General features: G+C 69.4%; 17 protein-coding genes and 1 tRNA gene. 8 read left to right on the forward strand and 10 right to left on the reverse strand.

Features of this window, described 5'->3' with window-relative positions; genetic code table 11:
• The first annotated feature begins 40 nt into the window (after nt 1–40).
• The 3 genes from AB0M56_RS02900 to AB0M56_RS02910 all read left to right on the forward strand — a co-directional run bounded on the left by AB0M56_RS02900 (nt 41) and on the right by AB0M56_RS02910 (nt 1,688).
• A complete protein-coding gene (locus AB0M56_RS02900; RefSeq protein WP_364170343.1) occupies nt 41–607 on the forward strand; it encodes an NAD(P)H-dependent oxidoreductase in 567 nt (188 codons plus the stop codon).
• Nucleotides 608–739: 132 nt separating this feature from the next.
• The gene (locus tag AB0M56_RS02905) at nt 740–1,162 is read left to right on the forward strand and encodes an organic hydroperoxide resistance protein (protein WP_364170346.1); all 423 of its coding nucleotides are present in this window, start codon (nt 740–742) and stop codon (nt 1,160–1,162) included.
• A gap of 49 nt (nt 1,163–1,211) precedes the next feature.
• Nucleotides 1,212–1,688 carry a DNA starvation/stationary phase protection protein gene (locus AB0M56_RS02910; RefSeq protein WP_364170348.1) on the forward strand — a complete coding sequence of 159 codons (477 nt, stop codon included), beginning with the start codon at nt 1,212–1,214 and terminating at the stop codon, nt 1,686–1,688.
• Between the two features lie 58 nt (nt 1,689–1,746).
• Here the strand turns inward: AB0M56_RS02910 and AB0M56_RS02915 are convergent, their stop codons facing one another.
• Nucleotides 1,747–1,992 carry a hypothetical protein gene (locus tag AB0M56_RS02915; protein ID WP_364170351.1) on the reverse strand — a complete coding sequence of 82 codons (246 nt, stop codon included), beginning with the start codon at nt 1,990–1,992 and terminating at the stop codon, nt 1,747–1,749.
• A gap of 71 nt (nt 1,993–2,063) precedes the next feature.
• Between AB0M56_RS02915 and AB0M56_RS02920 the strand changes: the two genes are divergently transcribed.
• Together AB0M56_RS02920 and AB0M56_RS02925 are read left to right on the forward strand one after the other, a co-directional pair.
• Nucleotides 2,064–3,545 carry a hypothetical protein gene (locus tag AB0M56_RS02920; RefSeq protein ID WP_364170354.1) on the forward strand — a complete coding sequence of 494 codons (1,482 nt, stop codon included), beginning with the start codon at nt 2,064–2,066 and terminating at the stop codon, nt 3,543–3,545.
• Between the two features lie 63 nt (nt 3,546–3,608).
• A complete protein-coding gene (locus tag AB0M56_RS02925) occupies nt 3,609–5,000 on the forward strand; it encodes a glutamate decarboxylase (protein WP_364170357.1) in 1,392 nt (463 codons plus the stop codon).
• A gap of 206 nt (nt 5,001–5,206) precedes the next feature.
• Here the strand turns inward: AB0M56_RS02925 and AB0M56_RS02930 are convergent, their stop codons facing one another.
• A complete protein-coding gene (locus AB0M56_RS02930) occupies nt 5,207–6,274 on the reverse strand; it encodes an NADH:flavin oxidoreductase/NADH oxidase (protein WP_220244895.1) in 1,068 nt (355 codons plus the stop codon).
• Nucleotides 6,275–6,346: 72 nt separating this feature from the next.
• Here AB0M56_RS02930 and AB0M56_RS02935 point away from each other — a divergent pair, with 72 nt between their 5' ends.
• A complete protein-coding gene (locus tag AB0M56_RS02935; protein ID WP_364170359.1) occupies nt 6,347–6,973 on the forward strand; it encodes a TIGR03085 family metal-binding protein in 627 nt (208 codons plus the stop codon).
• Between the two features lie 583 nt (nt 6,974–7,556).
• On the opposite strand, the gene AB0M56_RS02940 is transcribed toward AB0M56_RS02935, so the two are convergent.
• Both AB0M56_RS02940 and AB0M56_RS02945 read right to left on the reverse strand, forming a co-directional pair.
• Complete coding sequence (locus AB0M56_RS02940; RefSeq protein WP_364170362.1) at nt 7,557–7,958, reverse strand: hypothetical protein; 402 nt, start codon at nt 7,956–7,958, stop codon at nt 7,557–7,559.
• Between the two features lie 88 nt (nt 7,959–8,046).
• Nucleotides 8,047–9,888, reverse strand: coding sequence for a prolyl oligopeptidase family serine peptidase (locus AB0M56_RS02945; protein ID WP_364170364.1), 1,842 nt, complete (start codon nt 9,886–9,888; stop codon nt 8,047–8,049).
• A 40-nt stretch (nt 9,889–9,928) separates the two neighbouring features.
• On the opposite strand from AB0M56_RS02945, the gene AB0M56_RS02950 reads away from it, so the two are divergent.
• Nucleotides 9,929–10,615: a methyltransferase domain-containing protein gene (locus AB0M56_RS02950; protein ID WP_364170367.1), complete on the forward strand. Its 687-nt coding sequence runs from the start codon at nt 9,929–9,931 to the stop codon at nt 10,613–10,615.
• A 255-nt stretch (nt 10,616–10,870) separates the two neighbouring features.
• On the opposite strand, the gene AB0M56_RS02955 is transcribed toward AB0M56_RS02950, so the two are convergent.
• Nucleotides 10,871–10,944: transfer RNA gene (locus AB0M56_RS02955), tRNA-Pro, on the reverse strand.
• A gap of 29 nt (nt 10,945–10,973) precedes the next feature.
• Nucleotides 10,974–11,942 carry a metallophosphoesterase gene (locus tag AB0M56_RS02960; protein WP_364170370.1) on the reverse strand — a complete coding sequence of 323 codons (969 nt, stop codon included), beginning with the start codon at nt 11,940–11,942 and terminating at the stop codon, nt 10,974–10,976.
• 78 nt (nt 11,943–12,020) lie between these two features.
• Here AB0M56_RS02960 and AB0M56_RS02965 point away from each other — a divergent pair, with 78 nt between their 5' ends.
• Nucleotides 12,021–13,796 carry a hypothetical protein gene (locus tag AB0M56_RS02965; protein WP_364170373.1) on the forward strand — a complete coding sequence of 592 codons (1,776 nt, stop codon included), beginning with the start codon at nt 12,021–12,023 and terminating at the stop codon, nt 13,794–13,796.
• A 12-nt stretch (nt 13,797–13,808) separates the two neighbouring features.
• Here the strand turns inward: AB0M56_RS02965 and AB0M56_RS02970 are convergent, their stop codons facing one another.
• The 4 genes from AB0M56_RS02970 to AB0M56_RS02985 all read right to left on the reverse strand — a co-directional run bounded on the left by AB0M56_RS02970 (nt 13,809) and on the right by AB0M56_RS02985 (nt 17,026).
• On the reverse strand, nt 13,809–14,084 hold the full coding sequence (locus AB0M56_RS02970; RefSeq protein WP_364170376.1) for a hypothetical protein: 276 nt from the start codon (nt 14,082–14,084) through the stop codon (nt 13,809–13,811).
• A gap of 39 nt (nt 14,085–14,123) precedes the next feature.
• The gene (locus AB0M56_RS02975) at nt 14,124–14,336 is read right to left on the reverse strand and encodes a hypothetical protein (RefSeq protein WP_364170378.1); all 213 of its coding nucleotides are present in this window, start codon (nt 14,334–14,336) and stop codon (nt 14,124–14,126) included.
• A 150-nt stretch (nt 14,337–14,486) separates the two neighbouring features.
• A complete protein-coding gene (locus AB0M56_RS02980; protein ID WP_364170381.1) occupies nt 14,487–14,762 on the reverse strand; it encodes a hypothetical protein in 276 nt (91 codons plus the stop codon).
• Nucleotides 14,763–14,881: 119 nt separating this feature from the next.
• Nucleotides 14,882–17,026 carry a transglycosylase domain-containing protein gene (locus AB0M56_RS02985; protein WP_364170383.1) on the reverse strand — a complete coding sequence of 715 codons (2,145 nt, stop codon included), beginning with the start codon at nt 17,024–17,026 and terminating at the stop codon, nt 14,882–14,884.
• Between the last annotated feature and the right edge of the window lie 214 nt (nt 17,027–17,240).

The following is a 17,240-nucleotide window of genomic DNA, read 5'->3' on the forward strand; positions in this document are numbered from 1 at the left end:
CCTGGTCCTCCACTTAAGTCGAGGGGTTAGCCTCGGGGACGTGACTTCAGCCAAAGCGGTCAGGGTGCTCGGGATCGGCGGTTCGCTGCGCGACGGCTCGCAGTCCGAACGCGCCCTGCGGATCGCGCTCGACTCGGCGGCCGAGCTGGGGGTGGACACCGAGCTGATCCCCGGGCCTGAGCTCGTGCTGCCGTTCTACGACACGGCCGCGGGCGAGCGCGACGACCGCGCGAGGCGGCTGATCGAGAGCATCCGCCGCGCCGACGGCCTGATCGTGGTCTCGCCCGGCTACCACGGCGCGCTGTCCGGGCTGGTCAAGAACGCCCTGGACTACGTCGAGGACCTGCGCGAAGACACCCGCCCCTACCTCGACGGCCGCCCGGTCGGCCTCGCTGCCGTCGCCTTCGGGTGGCAGGCCGCCGTCACCACGCTCGACCAGCTGCGCACGATCACGCACGCGCTGCGCGGCTGGCCCACTCCGCTGGGTGGTTCGATCAACTCCGCCGAGACCAAGTTCGACGAGTCCGGCGGCGCGTCCGACGACAAGAGCGTGCGCACACTGCGCCTGATCGGCCGCCAGGTGGCCGAGTTCACCCTGTCGCGCTGAGGTTTCATCTGCCGGACGCCGGGTATTCCCCGGCGTGATGCCTGCCATGCGGTGGCAAGGTTCCGCTGATGCGGAACGTTGTTATCAATGAGACGCTGAGTCGGGCGTCCCGACGAGGAGGTAGGCGAAAGAATGGCTGACGCGATCTACACCGCGGCCGCGACCGCGCGAGGCGAGGGCCGCAACGGCGAAGTGACTTCGTCCGACGGGGTCATCGACGAGTCGCTGGCGGTGCCGAAGGAAATGGGCGGCCCGGGCGGTGACAAGACCAACCCCGAGCAGCTGTTCGCCGCCGGCTACTCCGCGTGCTTTCACAGCGCTCTGCAGGCTGTGGCGCGCGCGGGGAAGGTGCAGCTGCCGGAGTCGACGGTCACCGCCGAGGTCAGCCTGTACAAGCAGGAAGTGGGCTTCAAGCTGGGCGTCGTGCTGAACGTCGCGCTGCCCGGCATGGACAAGGCCCAGGCCGATGAGCTCGTGTCGCAGGCGCACCAGGTGTGCCCGTACTCGAACGCGACCCGGGGCAACATCGAGGTCGCGCTCACAACCACGGTCTGACGCGTTCTGCGCCTGCTTCCCCCACCACGACAAAGGAAGGACACCCCCGATGGTCAACTCTCCCATCAAGAGCCCGCTCAGTGCCGCCGACAAGGAGATCACGGGCAACGCCCTCCAGGCGACGCTCGTCGACCTCGTGGACCTTTCGCTGATCGCGAAGCAGGCCCACTGGAACGTCGTGGGCAAGAACTTCCGCAGCGCCCACCTGCAGCTCGACGAGCTCGTCGCGACTGCCCGCCAGTACACCGACGAGGTCGCCGAGCGCGCCAACGCCATCGGCATCTCGCCCAACGGCAAGGCGAAGACCGTCGTCGAAAGCTCGGGCGCCCCGGACTACCCCGACAACTGGCAGTCGGTGGAAACCTCGGTGGCCGCCATCGTCGACACGCTCGCGACGCTCATCGAGCGCCTCCGCAGGCGCATCGACGAGACCGACAAGAGCGACCTGGTCACGCAGGACCTGCTGATCGAAATCACGCGCGCCTTGGAAGAGGCGCACTGGATGTGGCAGGCGCAGCAGGCCTGACGGATCTTGGCCGCACGGGCCGCTCACCCTTCGGGGTGGGCGGCCCGTTTTTTCGGGACTAGATGCGGTAATGAGAGCCGCAGAAGCCGGTGAGGGCGTCCATGAGCTCCAGCACTCGCTCGCCCGAAGGATCTTCGTACGCGTCACCGGTTTCCTCTTCCAGGTCGGCGAGGACCGCGTAGCAGGCCCGGACGATGTCTTCGCGGTCCGTACCTGCGGCGACGGCCTTGATGGCGATCTCCCGGAGTGCTTCGCGACGTACGCGCCGGGTTGTCGCCTCGCGCGAACGGCCCGTTCGTGCCATTTCGGCGCGAGGGGACCGTTCGCGCCACCTGACACGGGCTTTTCCGACCGCTTCCGTGTTCACTTGAGGACATGCCCGCTCTCCACCCGCCGCTGGATCGGCAGCAACTCGGTCACCTCAGACACTTCGACAACCTCTCCCGCCAGTTCCGCAACGACTGGTCCTTCATGCAGGGCAAGGGAACCGGCCAGGACGACTTCGGCGGCTACCGCTTCCAGCTCGCGTACATGGCGTACGCGCTGGCCCTGACGCACCGGCACCGGCTGCCCGCCGCGCCCGGGTTGTTCCGGCCGACACTGCGGCGGCTCGTGGAGAAGATCCTGCTGCCGGAGGTGTGGTTGTACTGGCGCGACGTCAGCCGCGGCGGGGCGGTGGTCAACGCGCACCTCGGGGATCTCAAGGAGGAGTGGGATCCCGTGGTGCGCGACAACATCATGTACAGCGCGTACGTGCAGTCGATGGCGCTGCTGCACGACTACCTCTTCGCCGCCGACGAGTTCGCGGCGCCGGGGTCGCTGACGTTCCAGCACTGGTCGTACTTCTGGGGTGGCGAGGAGAAGCGGTTCCCGTACGACCGCGAGTCGCTCAACGACCACATCTACTGGCAGATGGTGGAAAACGGCTACCTTGGCGTGGCGTGCGAGCCCAACTGCGTGTTCCAGATCTGCAACCAGCCCGCCATCCTCGGCTTCCGCCTCCACGACCTGATCACCGGCGGCAATCGCGCCGAAGAGGTCGTGGCCGGGTACGAACGCGCGTGGGCCGACTTCGGCCGGCTCGACGAATCGGGCCACTACAACATGATGATCACCGCCGACTCCAAGCGCGTGCGGCCGAACGAAGCGCCGTCGCCGTGGGTGGACGCGTGGTGCGGCGCGCTGATGAACATGTGGAACCGCGACTTCGTGCACGACGGTTACCCGGAGCAGGTCAAGCGGTTCCTCGTCGACGGCCCGGACGGGACCCTGTCCGTCCGCTCGGCGCCGGCGCGGGAAGTGATGGGCCAGCCCGTCATCACGGACACGTGCGACTTCGGCTGGGTGGCGGCGTGGGCCTCGGAGATGGGTGACGCCACCACGCTCGAAAGCCTGCTCGCCCACGCCGACCGCTTCATGAACCCGACCTGGCGCGAAGGCGGTCTGTACTACCCGCGCAACGACACCCCGGCCGACGCCGACGGAAACCGCACCGACATCGAGCCGATGAGCGGCAACGTCCTGCTCGGCTACGCCCGCCTCAACACCCCGGACGGCCTCTGGGGTCTCTACACCAACCCGTGGCCGGCGAGCCATTTCGAGGAACCGGCGCTGACCGTCGTCGATCGCGACGTCGAGGTCAGCCAGGCGGAGGTCGTCGACGGCGTGCTGCGCGCCCGGCTGCGGCGTACGCCGGACGTGCCGGGTGAGGGGACCGTGACGATCGGCCGTATCCCCGGGGCATTCAGGGCCCGGCTCGACGGGGTTGAACTTTCAACGCTGGACAGGACCGAAGCCGGCCTGGTCTTCCGGTGCGGCCCCGAAGCGCAGGTGCTGGAGGTGGAGCCGCTGGGCTGACGGGCCGCCCGGCCGGGTGTCGTGTGCTGTCGCGGGCGGGGGTGCGGCAGTACGGTCGCAAGCATGGTGCTGCACAGCGGGGAACAGAACGGATCGAACCGTCAATCGGGCACGAACCCCATGTACGCAGGGGCGAATCCCGCCCTGGCGGCCGACTTCGTGATGCCGCACAACAAGATTCGCGACACGTCGCTGCCGCCTGACTCTGCGTTGCAGCTCGTGCGCGACGAGCTGATGCTCGACGGAAACGCGCGGCTCAACCTGGCCACGTTCGTCACCACGTGGATGGAGCCGCAGGCCCGCGACCTGATGGCCGAGTGCGTCGACAAGAACATGATCGACAAGGACGAGTACCCGCAGACGGCCGAGCTCGAGCGGCGCTGCGTGAACATCCTCGCCGACCTGTGGCACGCGCCCGACCCCACGGACATCATAGGCTGCTCGACCACGGGCTCGTCCGAGGCGTGCATGCTCGCCGGGATGGCGTTGAAGCGGCGCTGGACGAAGCTCGGCCGCACCGGGAAGCCCAACCTCGTGATGGGCGTGAACGTGCAGGTGTGCTGGGACAAGTTCTGCGAGTACTGGGAGGTCGAGCCGCGTCTGGTGCCCATGGACGGCGACCGCCTGCACCTGTCCGCCGAGGAGGCGGTGAAGCGCTGCGACGAGAACACCATCGGCGTCGTCGCGATCCTCGGGTCCACTTTCGACGGTAGCTACGAGCCCGTCGCGGAGATCGTCGCCGCGCTCGACGACCTGCAGGCCCGCACCGGCTGGGACATCCCCGTCCACGTCGACGGCGCGTCGGGCGCGATGATCGCGCCGTTCCTCGACGAGGACCTGGAATGGGACTTCCGCCTGCCGCGCGTCGCGTCGATCAACACCTCGGGCCACAAGTACGGCCTGGTGTACCCCGGCGTCGGCTGGGTCGTGTGGCGCAACCGCGAAGCGCTGCCGGAGGAGCTGGTCTTCAACGTCAACTACCTCGGCGGCGACATGCCCACATTCGCGCTGAACTTCTCCCGCCCCGGCGCCGAAGTGGCGGCGCAGTACTACACGTTCGTCCGCCTCGGTCGTGAAGGCTTCCGTGCCGTGCAGCAGGCCTCGCGTGACGTCGCGCTCCACCTGTCCGACGCGATCGCCGGCCTGGGCCCGTTCCAGCTGCTGACCCGCGGTGACCAGCTCCCGGTCTTCGCCTTCACGACGAAGCCCGAAGTCACCAACTACGACGTCTTCGACGTGTCCCGCAGACTCCGCGAACGCGGCTGGCTCGTCCCGGCCTACACCTTCCCGGAGAAGCGCACCGACCTGGCGGCGCTGCGCATCGTCGTCCGCAACGGCTTCACCCACGACCTGGCCGACCTCTTGATGGACGACCTCCGCCGGACCCTGCCCGAGCTGGAACGCCAAACCGAACCCCAGCACGACGCGACCACCTCGACGGCCTTCCACCACTGACGCCCGCCGGCTGGGCTTCGGAGCCGTCCGAAGCCCAGCCGCTCAGCTCCTCGCGGACGCTCAAACCCGCCACTTCTGGCGGGCGGGCCGGGCCACGGCGCGGAAATGGCTCAACGCAGCGAGGTTCCGGCGGGCCGCACTCAAATCGCGACTGCGGCCCGCGTCCGACGAGGGATCCCGCGTCAGTCGGACGTTCACGGGCCGGGTCAGCGGCGCGGCTTCGCGCGCAGGTACTGGTCCGCCCACTTCACCTCGGCGCCCAGCGCGTGCGCTGCGCGTTGCGGCCAGTGCGGGTCACGCAGCAGGGCGCGCGCGAGGAACACCGCGTCGGCCGAACCGGTGGCGACGATTTGTTCCGCTTGTTCCGGTTCGGTGATCATGCCGACGGCGCCGGTGGGCACGGCGGTCTCGCGGCGGATGCGTTCGGCAAAGGGCACCTGGTAACCCGGGCCGACGGGGATGCGGGGGTGGGGCACGTTGCCGCCGGAGGAGACGTCGACGAGGTCGGTGCCGCGGTCGGCCAGGAGCTTCACGAGGTGCACGGAGTCGTCGGGGGACCAGCCGCCGTCGGCCCAGTCGCTGGCGGAGATGCGGGCGAACAGCGGCACGTCGGGGCCGATCTCCTCGCGCACGGCCTCGGTGATCTCGAGCGCGAGGCGGGTGCGGCCCTCGAAGTCGCCGCCGTAGCGGTCGGTGCGGGAGTTGGACAGCGGCGAGAGGAACTGGTGGCCGAGGTAGCCGTGCGCGAGGTGCAGCTCGAGGACGTCGAAGCCGGCGGTGAGCGCGCGACGGGCGCCCGCGGCGAAATCGGCCGGGATGCGCGCGACCTCGTCGGTGGTCAGCGGACGGGCGGGGGCGTAGTCGCCGAAGGGCTGGTCATCGGCGCCGACGCTCTGCCAGCCGCCGTCGGACGCGGGCACGCTGCCGGTGCCCTCCCACGGCCGTCGCGTGGACGCCTTGCGCCCGGCGTGCCCGAGCTGCATGCCGATCGCCGTGCCACGCGCGTGCACGAAGTCGGTGATCCGGCGCCAGGCGGCGACCTGCTCGTCGTTCCAGATGCCCGTGTCCTGCGGACTGATCCGGCCTTCCGGGGTGACGGCGCTGGCTTCCGTGAGAATGAGCCCGGCGCCGCCGACGGCGAACTGTCCCAGGTGGACGAGGTGCCAGTCGTCGGGCACGCCGTCGGTGGCGGAGTACTGGCACATGGGCGAGACCCACGCGCGGTTCGGCAGCGTCAGGCCCCGCAGGGAGAGGGGTTCGAAGAGTCGGCTCACGATTCGATGAAACACCCAGTGGTGGTCGTCTCGTCCGGGCGCGGGGGTGTACTCGCGAGTAATGTCGGAGGCATGGGTCTTGCCGCAGACGAACGCCAGGCGTTGAGCACACTCTTCGACGAGGTCGGTCCCGACGCCCCGACCCTGTGCGAAGGCTGGGCGACGCGCGATCTCGCGGCCCACCTCATCGTGCGCGAACACCGCCTCGACGCGTCGCCGGGCATCATGGTGCCCGCGCTCGCCGGCTACACCAAGCGCGTGCAGGACGGCTACGCCGCCAAGCCGTGGCCCGCCCTCGTCGACCAGGTCCGCCGCGGCCCGGCCTGGTACTGGCCCATGGCCATCGGCCCCCTCGACGAGCTCACCAACGGCGCCGAGTTCCTCGTCCACCACGAAGACGTCCGCCGCGCCCAGCCCGGCTGGGAACCCCGCCCGGCCGACCCGTCTCGCGACGAGGCCGCCTGGCGCCTCGCGCGCCAATCCGCGAAGCTCAACCTGCGCAAGGCCCCCGTCGGCGTCGTCCTGCGCCACACCGACGGCCGCTCCGCCCAGGTCAAGTCCGGCGCCCCCGCCGTGACCGTCACGGGCGACCCCGTGGACCTCCTGCTGTTCGTCTTCGGCCGCGACGCCGTGCACCTCACCTACGACGGTGACCCCGCGGCGGTGGACCGGCTGCAGGCGTTGAGCCGCGGTATGTGACCTGCGCTCAGGCGTCGAGGTGGCGGGTGTCGCCGAGGCTGACGAGCTGGTGGCCGTGGAAGTAGTCGTCTTCGCGCAACGTGGTGATGCTGCCGGAGGGCGCCCGGAAACACCCACCACTCCCTCGACGTGGTGCGTGGCCTCGGGATGGGTGACGACGTAGATGCTGCACACCGGCGAGTGCCATCCTCTTAGCCCCCCGGCGGAGCGACTTCACCCCCGGGCGGTTTGACGCCCTGCCCCACCCGCGCGACGGCCGTAGACCCACCCTCCCGGGGGCCGCCCATGATCCATTCTACCGGGGTAGGGCGACAAAACCGGCTGCTCAGACAGGTTGTCCACAGGCCGCCACAGTTGTGGACAACTCGCTCGTGCGAAGCGCTCGGAGCGCACGCGCGCGGGACGCGGGGACCATCCGTCCAGCTCAGCGGGGTTCCACCACAAAGCCGGACGGCGGAGTCAAGCACCAAATGGCTACCCAGCCCGAAGCCGCGACGGCCAGCGAAACTCCAACGGCTCCGCCTGACGAGTCCACACCTCGACCAGTTCCGCCAACAACTCCACCGCTCCAAGGATATCGGCGTCACCGAAGGGATACGGTTCCGCCCGAATCACTCCCCAAGCCTCCCGCGCAGCGGCGAAGGGCGGTGGCCGGCGATGTTCCACCGCGCGATGCAGCACGCCGACCACTCTCCGCCACCGCGATGGACCCCGAAGCCGCCTTCAGAATCCGCTGGCTGCGCGCCCGGGCGTCATGGCGCGGTTTCCCCTGCAGCACAGTCATGTTGTCGAATACGCCGCCCGCTTCGATGCAGCCGAAGATGCCGCCGGACAGCTCCAGTGAACGCTCCACGGCAGCGTGCGCGAGGTCGTGCGGGACGCGATACTTGCGCGAATACGAAGGCAACCCGAGCACGACCCCGTCCCCGCGGGTTATGCGCGTGAAGGTTTCGCCGCGGGGGTCATGCATAAACACCAGGTCCACAGCCCGAAGCATCAACCCTGGAAAACTGAAAAACCAAGCGAATTTCCCCGGCCAGGGTCCCCCGAAGTGAGACCCCGGCCGGGGGAAATCACCGCAAAGCGCGCAAAGCGAAATCCACTTCGATCGACGTCTGCTTGATCGTCTCGGCGATCACCAGGGAGCCATGGCCGGCGTCGTAGCGGTAGAACTCGTGGGGCGCGTCGCGGGCGCCCAGGCGGTCGAGGTAGTTCTCGATCTGCCGGATGGGGCAGCGCGAGTCGTTGTCGCCCGCGAGGATCAGCACGGGTGCGGCGACGGCGTTCACGTAGGTAATCGGCGAACATTCCTTGTACACCGCGGGCACATCCTCGGGTGCGCCGCCGAACAGAGCACGATCGAAAGAGCGCAGTTGCTCCATCTCGTCCTCGTACGCGGCGACGTAGTCGGCCACCGGCACGCCCGCGACGCCCGCCGCCCAGCGCGTGGGCTGGGTGCCGAGCGCGAGCAGGGACAGGTAGCCGCCCCAGGAGGCGCCGTTGACGACGCACTTGTCCTTGTCGGACAGTCCACTTTCGACAGCCCAGTCGTGCACCGCCGCGACGTCTTCGAGCTCCGTCAGGCCCGGCCGGCCCTCGATGGCGTCGCGCCACGCGGAGCCGTAGCCCGTGGAGCCGCGGTAGTTGACCTCGACCACGGCGAAACCGGCGTCGAGCCACGTGGCGCGGTAGGCGGAGAAGCGGTCCTCGTCGGCGGCGTGCGGGCCGCCGTGCAGGGAGAACACCGTGGGCAACGGGCCGTCGGGCGCGCCGGCGGGACGCGACACCAGCGCGTGGATCTGCCCGCCGACGCCCTCCACGAACGCGTCGGTCACCGGCGACGAACCGGGCGCCTGGTCACCCGGCGGCGCCAGCAGCACGGCGTCGGTGCCGTCGGTCGCGCGGCTGCGCACCGCCGTCGGCTCCGCGGCGCTGGACCACGAGTACTCGATGCTGCCGTCGGGCCGCACACCCGCGCCGCCGATTCGGCCGGCAGGAGTGTCCACAGAGGACAGCGAACCGTCGTCGAGGTCGAACCGGTACAGCGAGCTGCGGCCCTGGTGGAAGTGCACCACCAGCAGCGCGCGGGCGTCGGGGTACCAGTCGGCCACAACCTCGCCGGGCAGGTCGATCTCGAGCTCGGTCTCGGTGTCCGCGCGGACGTCCCAGATCAGCAGCTCCTCCCGGCCGCGCCGCTCGTGCAGCACGAGCAGCCGCTGGTCGCCGGGCAGTGGCGAGAACTCCAGCGCCGAAAGGCCCTTGCCCTCGCCGTCGTACATCTGGGCGACGGTCGTGAAGCCGTCGGTGGCCAGTACGCGCAGCGCGGGATGGCGTGAGTCGCCGTGTTCGGAATGTGAGATCGCCACCAAGCTCTCATCACGAGAGAGCGACGCGATGCCGGCGTCGTCCGGGTGGCTGTAGAAACGCTCGGTCTTGTCGCCGATCTTCGCGAACAGCGCGCTGCCGTCGTCGGTCGAGACACCGACCGCGATCACGCGCGAGCCGAGCTCGAGGCCGGCCGGATAGCCGTCGTGGACCTCGGGCAGCGGTTTGGTGGCGGCCGAGCTGTCGCCGTCGAACGGCTGGCTCACCCAGGAGCCGAACTCGTCGCCGTCGGTGTCGTCGAACCACCAGACGGCCGAGCCGTCGGGGGCGGGGGTGGCGTGCAAGGTGCCGTTGGGCCGGTCGGTGACGCGGCGGTGACTGTCGGTGGCGCGATCCCACGCGTAGACCTCCCAGACGCCGCTGGCGTTGGAGACGTACACGTTGGCGTCGGGGGCGTCGCGGGCCCATTCGGGCACGGAGATGCGGGCCGCGTGGAAGCGGGCTCGCCAGCGGGACTCGGCGTCGGCGTCGGCGAACAGGCGGTCGGGGACCACCGCGGGCGGATATTTGTTGCCTGACTGCGTGCTCACCCCTCGATCCTGCCACCCTGGTGGCCGTACTGTGTGCCGGGTGCTGGAGGGATACGTGCGGGACGCGGCGTCGAGGAGTGCGGCACGCACGGCGGTGGAGCGGGCGGCGTTCGCGCAGGCGCTCTTCACGCCGGGCATGCGGGTGGTCGACCTGGGCTGCGGGCACGGCACGATCACGCTGGGTTTCGGGAGCGGCCAGTCCACAGTGGACTACGCCGTGGCCGATCCGCTCGACCTGCCGTTCCCCACGTCGTCCGCCGACGTCGCCTTCTCCCACGCCCTGCTGGAACGCCTGCCTGACCCGACGGGGGTGCTCGCGGAGCTGCATCGGGTCCTGCGACCCGGCGGCCGGCTCGCGCTGTCCACTTCGGACTGGAGCCGCGCGCGGCTGCGGCCCAAGACGGCCAACGTCGACGCTGCCCTGCGTGGTTACTACCTCTTGCTGCGCCGCTCAGGTGCCAACCCGTTCGCCGGTCGGACCATTGCCGAGCGGGTGTCCGACAGCGGCTTCACCGAGGTCGTCACGCGGACCCGGCACCGCTCCGACCTCGTCTACCGCGATCTGGCGACGTTCGTCGAGCAGGCACTGGCCAAGGCTCTCGCGGATCTGGACCACCCGGACCGCGACCAGCTCACGTCCGCCGCGCGTTCGGCCTACTCCTGGACGCGCACCGCCGGACCCGGCGACTTCCTCCAGTGCTGGACGGAACTCACGGCCACGAGGTGACACACCGCCCTCGGAACCGACAGTCCTGAGGCGACCCCGCGCCTTCGGGGGTCCAGGGGGCGGAGCCTCCCTACTCACGGCCACGAGGTGACACACCGCCCTCGGAACCGACAGTCCTGAGGCGACCCCGCGCCTTCGGGGGTCCAGGGGGCGGAGCCTCCCTGGCGGGGGTCTGGGGGTTCGACCCCCAGAGGACACACAAGAGAGGCCCTATATCCGCGCTTTCCGCGGATATAGGGCCTCCGGACTATCTTGTCGGGGTGGCGGGATTCGAACCCACGACCTCCTCGACCCGAACGAGGCACGCTACCAAGCTGCGCCACACCCCGAGGTACTGCTTAACGGGTCGTGGAGAAGTTTAGCCGACGGTCTTGGCGGGTTTCCTCGGGGTTGCCTTATGGCTTTCGAAGGCCCCGGAACCGCGCGGAACCAGCGTCAACAGGCTCGCTTCCGGTGGGCAGGCGAACCGCGCCGGCGCGTACGGCGACGTGCCCAGCCCGGCCGAGACGTGCAGCCACATGTGCGCGCCCCAGCGGGAGGCGCCGCGGGCGCGGGTGCGGTCGAGCTCGCAGTTGGTCACGAGGGCGCCGTAGCCGGGCACGCGCAGCTGGCCGCCGTGAGTGTGGCCGGCGAGGACAAGGTCGTAACCGTCCGTGGCGAACGGGTCGAGCACACGCGGCTCGGGCGAGTGCGTGACACCGAGGCGGACGACGGCGCCCGCGTCGGCCGGGCCGGCGATCTCGCGGTAACGGTCGCGGTGCAGGTGCGGGTCGTCGAGACCGGCGGCGAACACGGCCTGGCCCGCGACGTCGATCGTGTGGCGCGAGTGGGTGAGGTCGGTCCAGCCGTGCTCGACGAACGCGGCGCGCAGGTCGCGCCACGGGAGCTTCGTGCCGTGGATGCGCTTCTTCTTGCCCTTCGGCATGAGGTAGCGGGCGGGGTTCTTCGGCTTGGGCGCGTAGTAGTCGTTGCTGCCGAAGACGAACACGCCGGGCCGGTCGAGCAACGGGCCGAGCGCGCGCAGCACCGACGGCACGGCCGTGCGGTGCGAGAGGTTGTCGCCGGTGTTCACGACGAGGTCGGGTTCGAGCCGGTCCAGCGCGGCCACCCAGCGTTGCTTCGCGCGGTGTCCGGGGAGCATGTGCAGGTCGGAGACGTGCAGGATCGTGAACGGCTTCGAGCCGGGCGCCAGCACGGGCAGCTCGGCCCTGCGGAGGGTGAACCGCCGCCGTTCGACGCCCACGGCGTAACCGAGTGTCGCGGTCCCGAGCGCGAGGGTCCCCACAGCGAGCTTCTTGGCGATGCTGGTGTTACTGAGCGTGCTCACCACGCGAGGATACGTGGTCGGCCTGTCCCGGGGCTTGCGGGCAGCGGGAGGCTCTCGGGCGCGGCTAGGTTGAGTCCGATGTCGACCGAAGCGGAGTTGCGATTGGGCCTGGCGCGGCTGGTCGGCGCCCGCGTCACGGACGTCGGGCGCACCGTGAACATGGTCGAGGTCGGGTTCGCGATCGGCGACGTCGAGACGCGGTTGCACGCGCAGTGCCCGTTCCGCTTCGTCGGCGGAGACACCGTGCTGCTCGGTAGCGAAGACCTGGCGTACCCCGCGCCGCCGCCGCTGCTGTCCGCGGCGCGACGGGACCTGCCGCGCGCTCTCGACGACGTGGTGTCACGCGGCATGGCGAAGGACCCGGCCGACCGCCACCCCACGGCGGGCGCCTTCGCGGCGGCGGTGAACGCGGCGCTGGCCGGTACGTCCGGTCCCACCGCGACGAGTGCCGAGACGAGTGCGCCGGTGTGGCAGCGAGGGAGTCTCGGGGCGGCGGGTTCGGGTGGGTCGCCGGTCGGTGGCGCGCCGGGCTCGGGGTCAGAGGCTGGTGGGGCGCAGCCTGGCGGCGCGGGGTTGTCGCCTGGTGGTGTGCTGGACGGCTCTGATGCCGGAGCGGGTGGGTCTCAGCCGGATGGTTTGGCGGGCTCGGCTGGATCGGGTGCGTCGCAGCCTGGTGGTCCCTCGGTGGGGCTGGGGGTTGGTGGTGCGCTGGATGGTTCGGCTGCCGGACCGAGCGCGCAGACACCACCTCCTGGCTTCGCCGCCGCACCGAGCACACCGCCTGCCGGGCCGAACGGCACACGGCCTGGCGGCGCGGCACCGCCCTCGGGCTTCGCGACGGGCGCAAGCGCACCCCCGGGGCAGAGCGGACCACAGCTCGTCGGTCAGGCGCCTCTGGGCCTCCCTACGACTGGGCCGAACATGTCCGGCACCCGCGTGGGGTCGCCGACGGGCGTGAGCGGTCCGTTCACGCCAGGGGCCGGGTTCCCGAACGGTCCCGTCACGGCCGGCGGGCCACCGGGGTCGACGTCGCTCAACACGCCGATTCCGCTGGCCGCCGGGGGCCAGACGTGGCCGGGCCACCCGCCGACGCGGCCGGGCCGGCTGCCGGTGCCGCCGCCGAAGTCGAAGCGGGCGGCGGTCGTCACGGGAGTGGTGGCGGTCGTGGTGGTGATCGCGGTCGTCGCGACGGTGCTGATCATCCGCGGCCAGGGGCAGAACACCGCGGGCGCCGGGGGCACTCCGACACCGAGCCCGGCGTCGGCTTCGACATCCAGGTCGAGCAGCCCGCCGCCGTCGACCGGGGGCGGCTCGAAGTCGTCGCAACCGCCGCAGTCGCCGGAATCAGCGGGGTCGAGCGCTCCGCAGCAGCCGAGCGGGAATGTGCCGGTGCCGGAGACGTATCAGGGCACCGGCTGCACGGCGGCTCAACCCGTCCAAGGTGCCACTGCCGCGATGTACTGCACGAAGTCGCTCGCCGGCACCTTCCGGTCCGGCAACGTCACCCTCCGCGAGCCGACCCAGGCGCACTTCAACCAGTTCCCCGATGAAGCCTCGCTGGCCGCCTTCTTCGAAGGCATGGTCCAGGCCCACAACCTCACCCGCGACGACGACCACGGTGGCTGCGACGCCGTGGATCACCCCGGCATCTGGGGCTCCTACTACCGGCCCGACGCCAATGCCCCCCACCCCGGCGACTTCATCACCTGCTACGACGACACCTTCGTCTTCACCGACGCCCGCACCCACACCCTCGGCGTCCTCGTGTTCGACGGCGTGTCGACGCCTCAGGAACGCGACCAGATGTACCTGTGGTGGAACCAGGTCATCCTCGGGAAGCTGACGAAGTTCTGATCGGCGCCGGGCTCATCTCGGGCGCGGCTTTCCCGGTGAACGACCGAGCGCGATGAGGAACAGCCGCACGACAGTGATCAGCGACCCGGGTCCGAGCGTGCCGAGCCACAGCAACAGCGGCCAGTCGCCGGCCGGCCAGTCGTCCAGGCGGAAGAACGCCACCAAGGCCACCGAACCGAGCGGGATCGCCGTCAGCACCCAGACGTCGACGGGCCGGCGCCAAGGCAGCACCGAAAGAAACAATGTCGCGGCGAACAAGATGAGCAGAAACGCGAACGCGATGCCCACTTCACTCTCCAGCTATCCAGGTGACAACGCCGACACTGCTCAGCCGTCGAGCGTGACGTACTCCTTGGCCAGGGAACTGCCGGCGCTGGGTGGGCAGGCGCGATCCTCCATCCGGGCAGCCCCATCACGGGTCGACACGTACGCAATGCACAGCACTGCTTCCTGCTTGGCGTTCGGGATGTGTCCTTCGGAGGTGAGCCATACGGCGACCGTGAACCCCGTCGGCTTCTGCCCGTGCGTGCCAGTATTCAATATTCGATACATAAAGCGCTACACCGACTACGGCTGCGAGAGCCGCCGCCACGCCGACCACGATGATCACTGACTTCAATTCGGGTCGGCGCTTCCGACGAAGAGGAAAAGCGGAAAGAGCAGCGCGGGTCCTGCCATATCAGACCTCGGTCATTCGTTTGCGCGTCGGCCGAGGCGAAGGTTCTTGGTCCAGTGCGCGACGTCGATGATCAAGCGAGAGAGTGTGATGATCATGCCCCACATCAGGAGCACGAACCACATCTGCCAGGGGCCTTCAAGCGTGGTGATCAATACCCACGATGCGACGACGTGGGTGGCCATCACGGCCGAGCGCAAGAGTGGCGGTCGCAGGGGCAGGCACGCCACCCCGATGGATACGGCCAGTATCCCCAGTAATAGAGGCCAGACTGCCGCTGCTGCGCCCACGCGATGATCTTAGTGCTGGAAACGCCGGACGGGCAGCGGCCATTCAGGGCAAGAATTGCGTCAGCGCTCACACGAAAAAGCGCCGGCCGGGAGACCAAGCTCCCGGCCGGCGCAGAGCATCAACGACCTGTGTACTTCGGATCCTCCGGCGGCAGCTGCGCGATCGGCTGGTCGGCCATGATGTTCTTCATCGCGCCGAACCACGTCTGGGCGGGAGTCTTGCCGCCGAACATGTTGCCGGTGCCGCACGTGGTGACGGTGCCGACGGAGCGGAAGCAGAGGCCGCCGGTGCCGCCTTCGGGGCGGAAGACCATGGCGGCGCCGGCCATCTGCGGGGTGCCGGCGATGAAGGTCGCGGAGCCGTTGTTCTGGGTGGTGCCCGTCTTGCCGAGGATCGGGCGGTTCCAGCCCACGGCCGCGGCCGCTGCGGCCGAGGTGCCGCCCGGCTGGTCGTCCTTGCTCATGCCGACGACCATCGTGTTCGCAAGGCCCTCGGGGACGGCCTGCGTGCAAGCCTCTTCCTTGTACGACACCGTTTTCCCATTGCGGTCCGTGATGCCGGACAGCGGGGTCGGCGGGCACCAGACGCCGCCGCTCAGCAGCGTGGCCGCGACGTTCGCCATTTCCAGGCCGCTGGTCGGGCTGAAGCCGAGCGTGAACGCGCCGACGCCGGGGTTATTGCCCTTGGGGCCGTAGGCCTTCGCCTGGGATTCGGCCTTGTTGGGGTCGTTCGGGTCGACCGTGCCGCCGCCGGTGTTGCTCGCCATGGTGTTCTTCATGCCGAGCCGGATCGCCATGTCGATGCCCGGCGCGGTGCTGCCGAGCTTGTCTTCGAGTGCCACGAAGGCGGTGTTCGGCGAAGTCGCCAACGCGCCCTGCAGGGTGTTCGAAGCGCCGTAGTGGCCGGCGTTACCGACGCAGTACCAGTGCGTGTTCGGTGCGCCGGTGGGTGCGCACTGCGGCTGGCTGCCGGTGAAGACGTGGGACGTATAGCCGTCACCGACCGGGATATTGCTGTAGATCCCGGCAATCCCGCGGTCCAGCACAGCAGCCGTCGTGAAGATCTTGTAGCTCGACCCCGCCCCGCCCGTGTTGTACACGCCGGACGGCAACGCGAACGTCGTCTGCCCCTGATCCGCGTCGATCCCGTAATCCCGGTTCGCCGCCAGAGCCACCACTTCATGTCGCGTTTTCCCCGGCCGCACAAGGGAAAGCGTGTTCGCCACGTTTTTCTGCGTCTTCTTGACCTGCGTCTCCGCCGAGACCTTCGCCTCGTGGTTGGCCTTTTCGTCCAGGGTGGTCTTGATCGTGTACCCACCCGTGTACAGGTCGTCCTTGTCGAAGCCGGCCTTCAGGAGGTAGTCCTCGACGTACTGGCAGAAGAACCCGTTCTCCGGGCCGGCGCCGGTGCAGTTCGACGCGGGCTTGGCGGGGGCGTCGGGGACCACGCCCAGCGGCGAGGCCTTGAAGCGCTCCGCGTCGGCCTTCGCGAGCTTCCTGTTGTCCACCATGCGGTCGAGCACGAGGTTGCGGCGAACGGTGGCCTTGTCCGGGTGCTTCCACGGGTCGTTGTTGATCGGATTGTTCACGAGGCCCGCGAGCAGCGCCGCCTGGGGCACCGTCAGTTTCTCGGGCGTGGTGTTGAAGTACGCGTGCGCGGCGGCGCCGATGCCGAAGATCTGGCGCGAGAACTCGACGATGTTCAGGTACCCGGCCAGGATCTGCTGCTTCGACAGCTTCGTCTCGAGCTGAATGGCGATCCGCGCTTCCTTGAGCTTGCGCGCGAGAGTCTGCTCCTGAGCCTTCTCCTGGCCGACCTTGTCGCCTCGGTAGACCACGTTGATCAAGTAGTTCTTCACGTACTGCTGCGTGAGCGTCGAGGCACCCTGCGTGTCACCGCCGGTGCTGTTGGACACGGCCGCGCGCAGCGTGCCTTGCCAGTCGACGCCGTGGTGCTCGTAGAAGCGCTTGTCCTCCACCGACACCAGGGCCCACTGCATGGCCTCGTTGATCTCGTCGGCCGCCACCGGGATGCGGTACTGGTCGTACAGCGTCGCGATGGGCTTGCCGCCCGAGTCGGTGATCGTCGTCACCAGGGGTGGCGGGATGTCGGCGAGGTCGGACGATGTCTTCTCCACCGTCTCGCTCGCCTGATTCGACGCAACGCCGGCCGCGCCCACCACGGGGAACAGGATTCCGGCGACGAGCACCCCCGCGAGCAGACAGAGGCCGATGAGCTTGAAGAGACCGTCCGTTTTGCGCACGAAGGCCAGGGTACTGAAGGCCTGTAGTGCTCCCGTTACCTCACACCCGCCAGGGGTCGACAGTCGTGACAAAACGGACCCCATGAGGTGACTTCCGGTAACGGAATGCATGCTAGGTCTTGGCGGGGGGAACCGAGGGCCCCTACAGTCCGTCAACGTCTCACGAAAGATTTTTTGCCGACCGACGGCCCAGTGCGAGTGGGAGCTCCTCTGG

It is taken from the genome of Amycolatopsis sp. NPDC051372, from assembly GCF_040682095.1.
Lineage (GTDB): Bacteria > Actinomycetota > Actinomycetes > Mycobacteriales > Pseudonocardiaceae > Amycolatopsis.

Excerpts from the sequence above, each read along its gene's own strand:
- AB0M56_RS02905 (WP_364170346.1), top strand. The coding sequence starts at position 740 with ATGGCTGACGCGATCTACACCGCGGCCGCGACCGCGCGAGGCGAGGGC.
- AB0M56_RS02910 (WP_364170348.1), top strand. The coding sequence starts at position 1,212 with ATGGTCAACTCTCCCATCAAGAGCCCGCTCAGTGCCGCCGACAAGGAG.
- AB0M56_RS02915 (WP_364170351.1), bottom strand. The coding sequence starts at position 1,992 with ATGGCACGAACGGGCCGTTCGCGCGAGGCGACAACCCGGCGCGTACGT.
- AB0M56_RS02920 (WP_364170354.1), top strand. The coding sequence starts at position 2,064 with ATGCCCGCTCTCCACCCGCCGCTGGATCGGCAGCAACTCGGTCACCTC.
- AB0M56_RS02925 (WP_364170357.1), top strand. The coding sequence starts at position 3,609 with ATGGTGCTGCACAGCGGGGAACAGAACGGATCGAACCGTCAATCGGGC.
- AB0M56_RS02935 (WP_364170359.1), top strand. The coding sequence starts at position 6,347 with ATGGGTCTTGCCGCAGACGAACGCCAGGCGTTGAGCACACTCTTCGAC.
- AB0M56_RS02965 (WP_364170373.1), top strand. The coding sequence starts at position 12,021 with ATGTCGACCGAAGCGGAGTTGCGATTGGGCCTGGCGCGGCTGGTCGGC.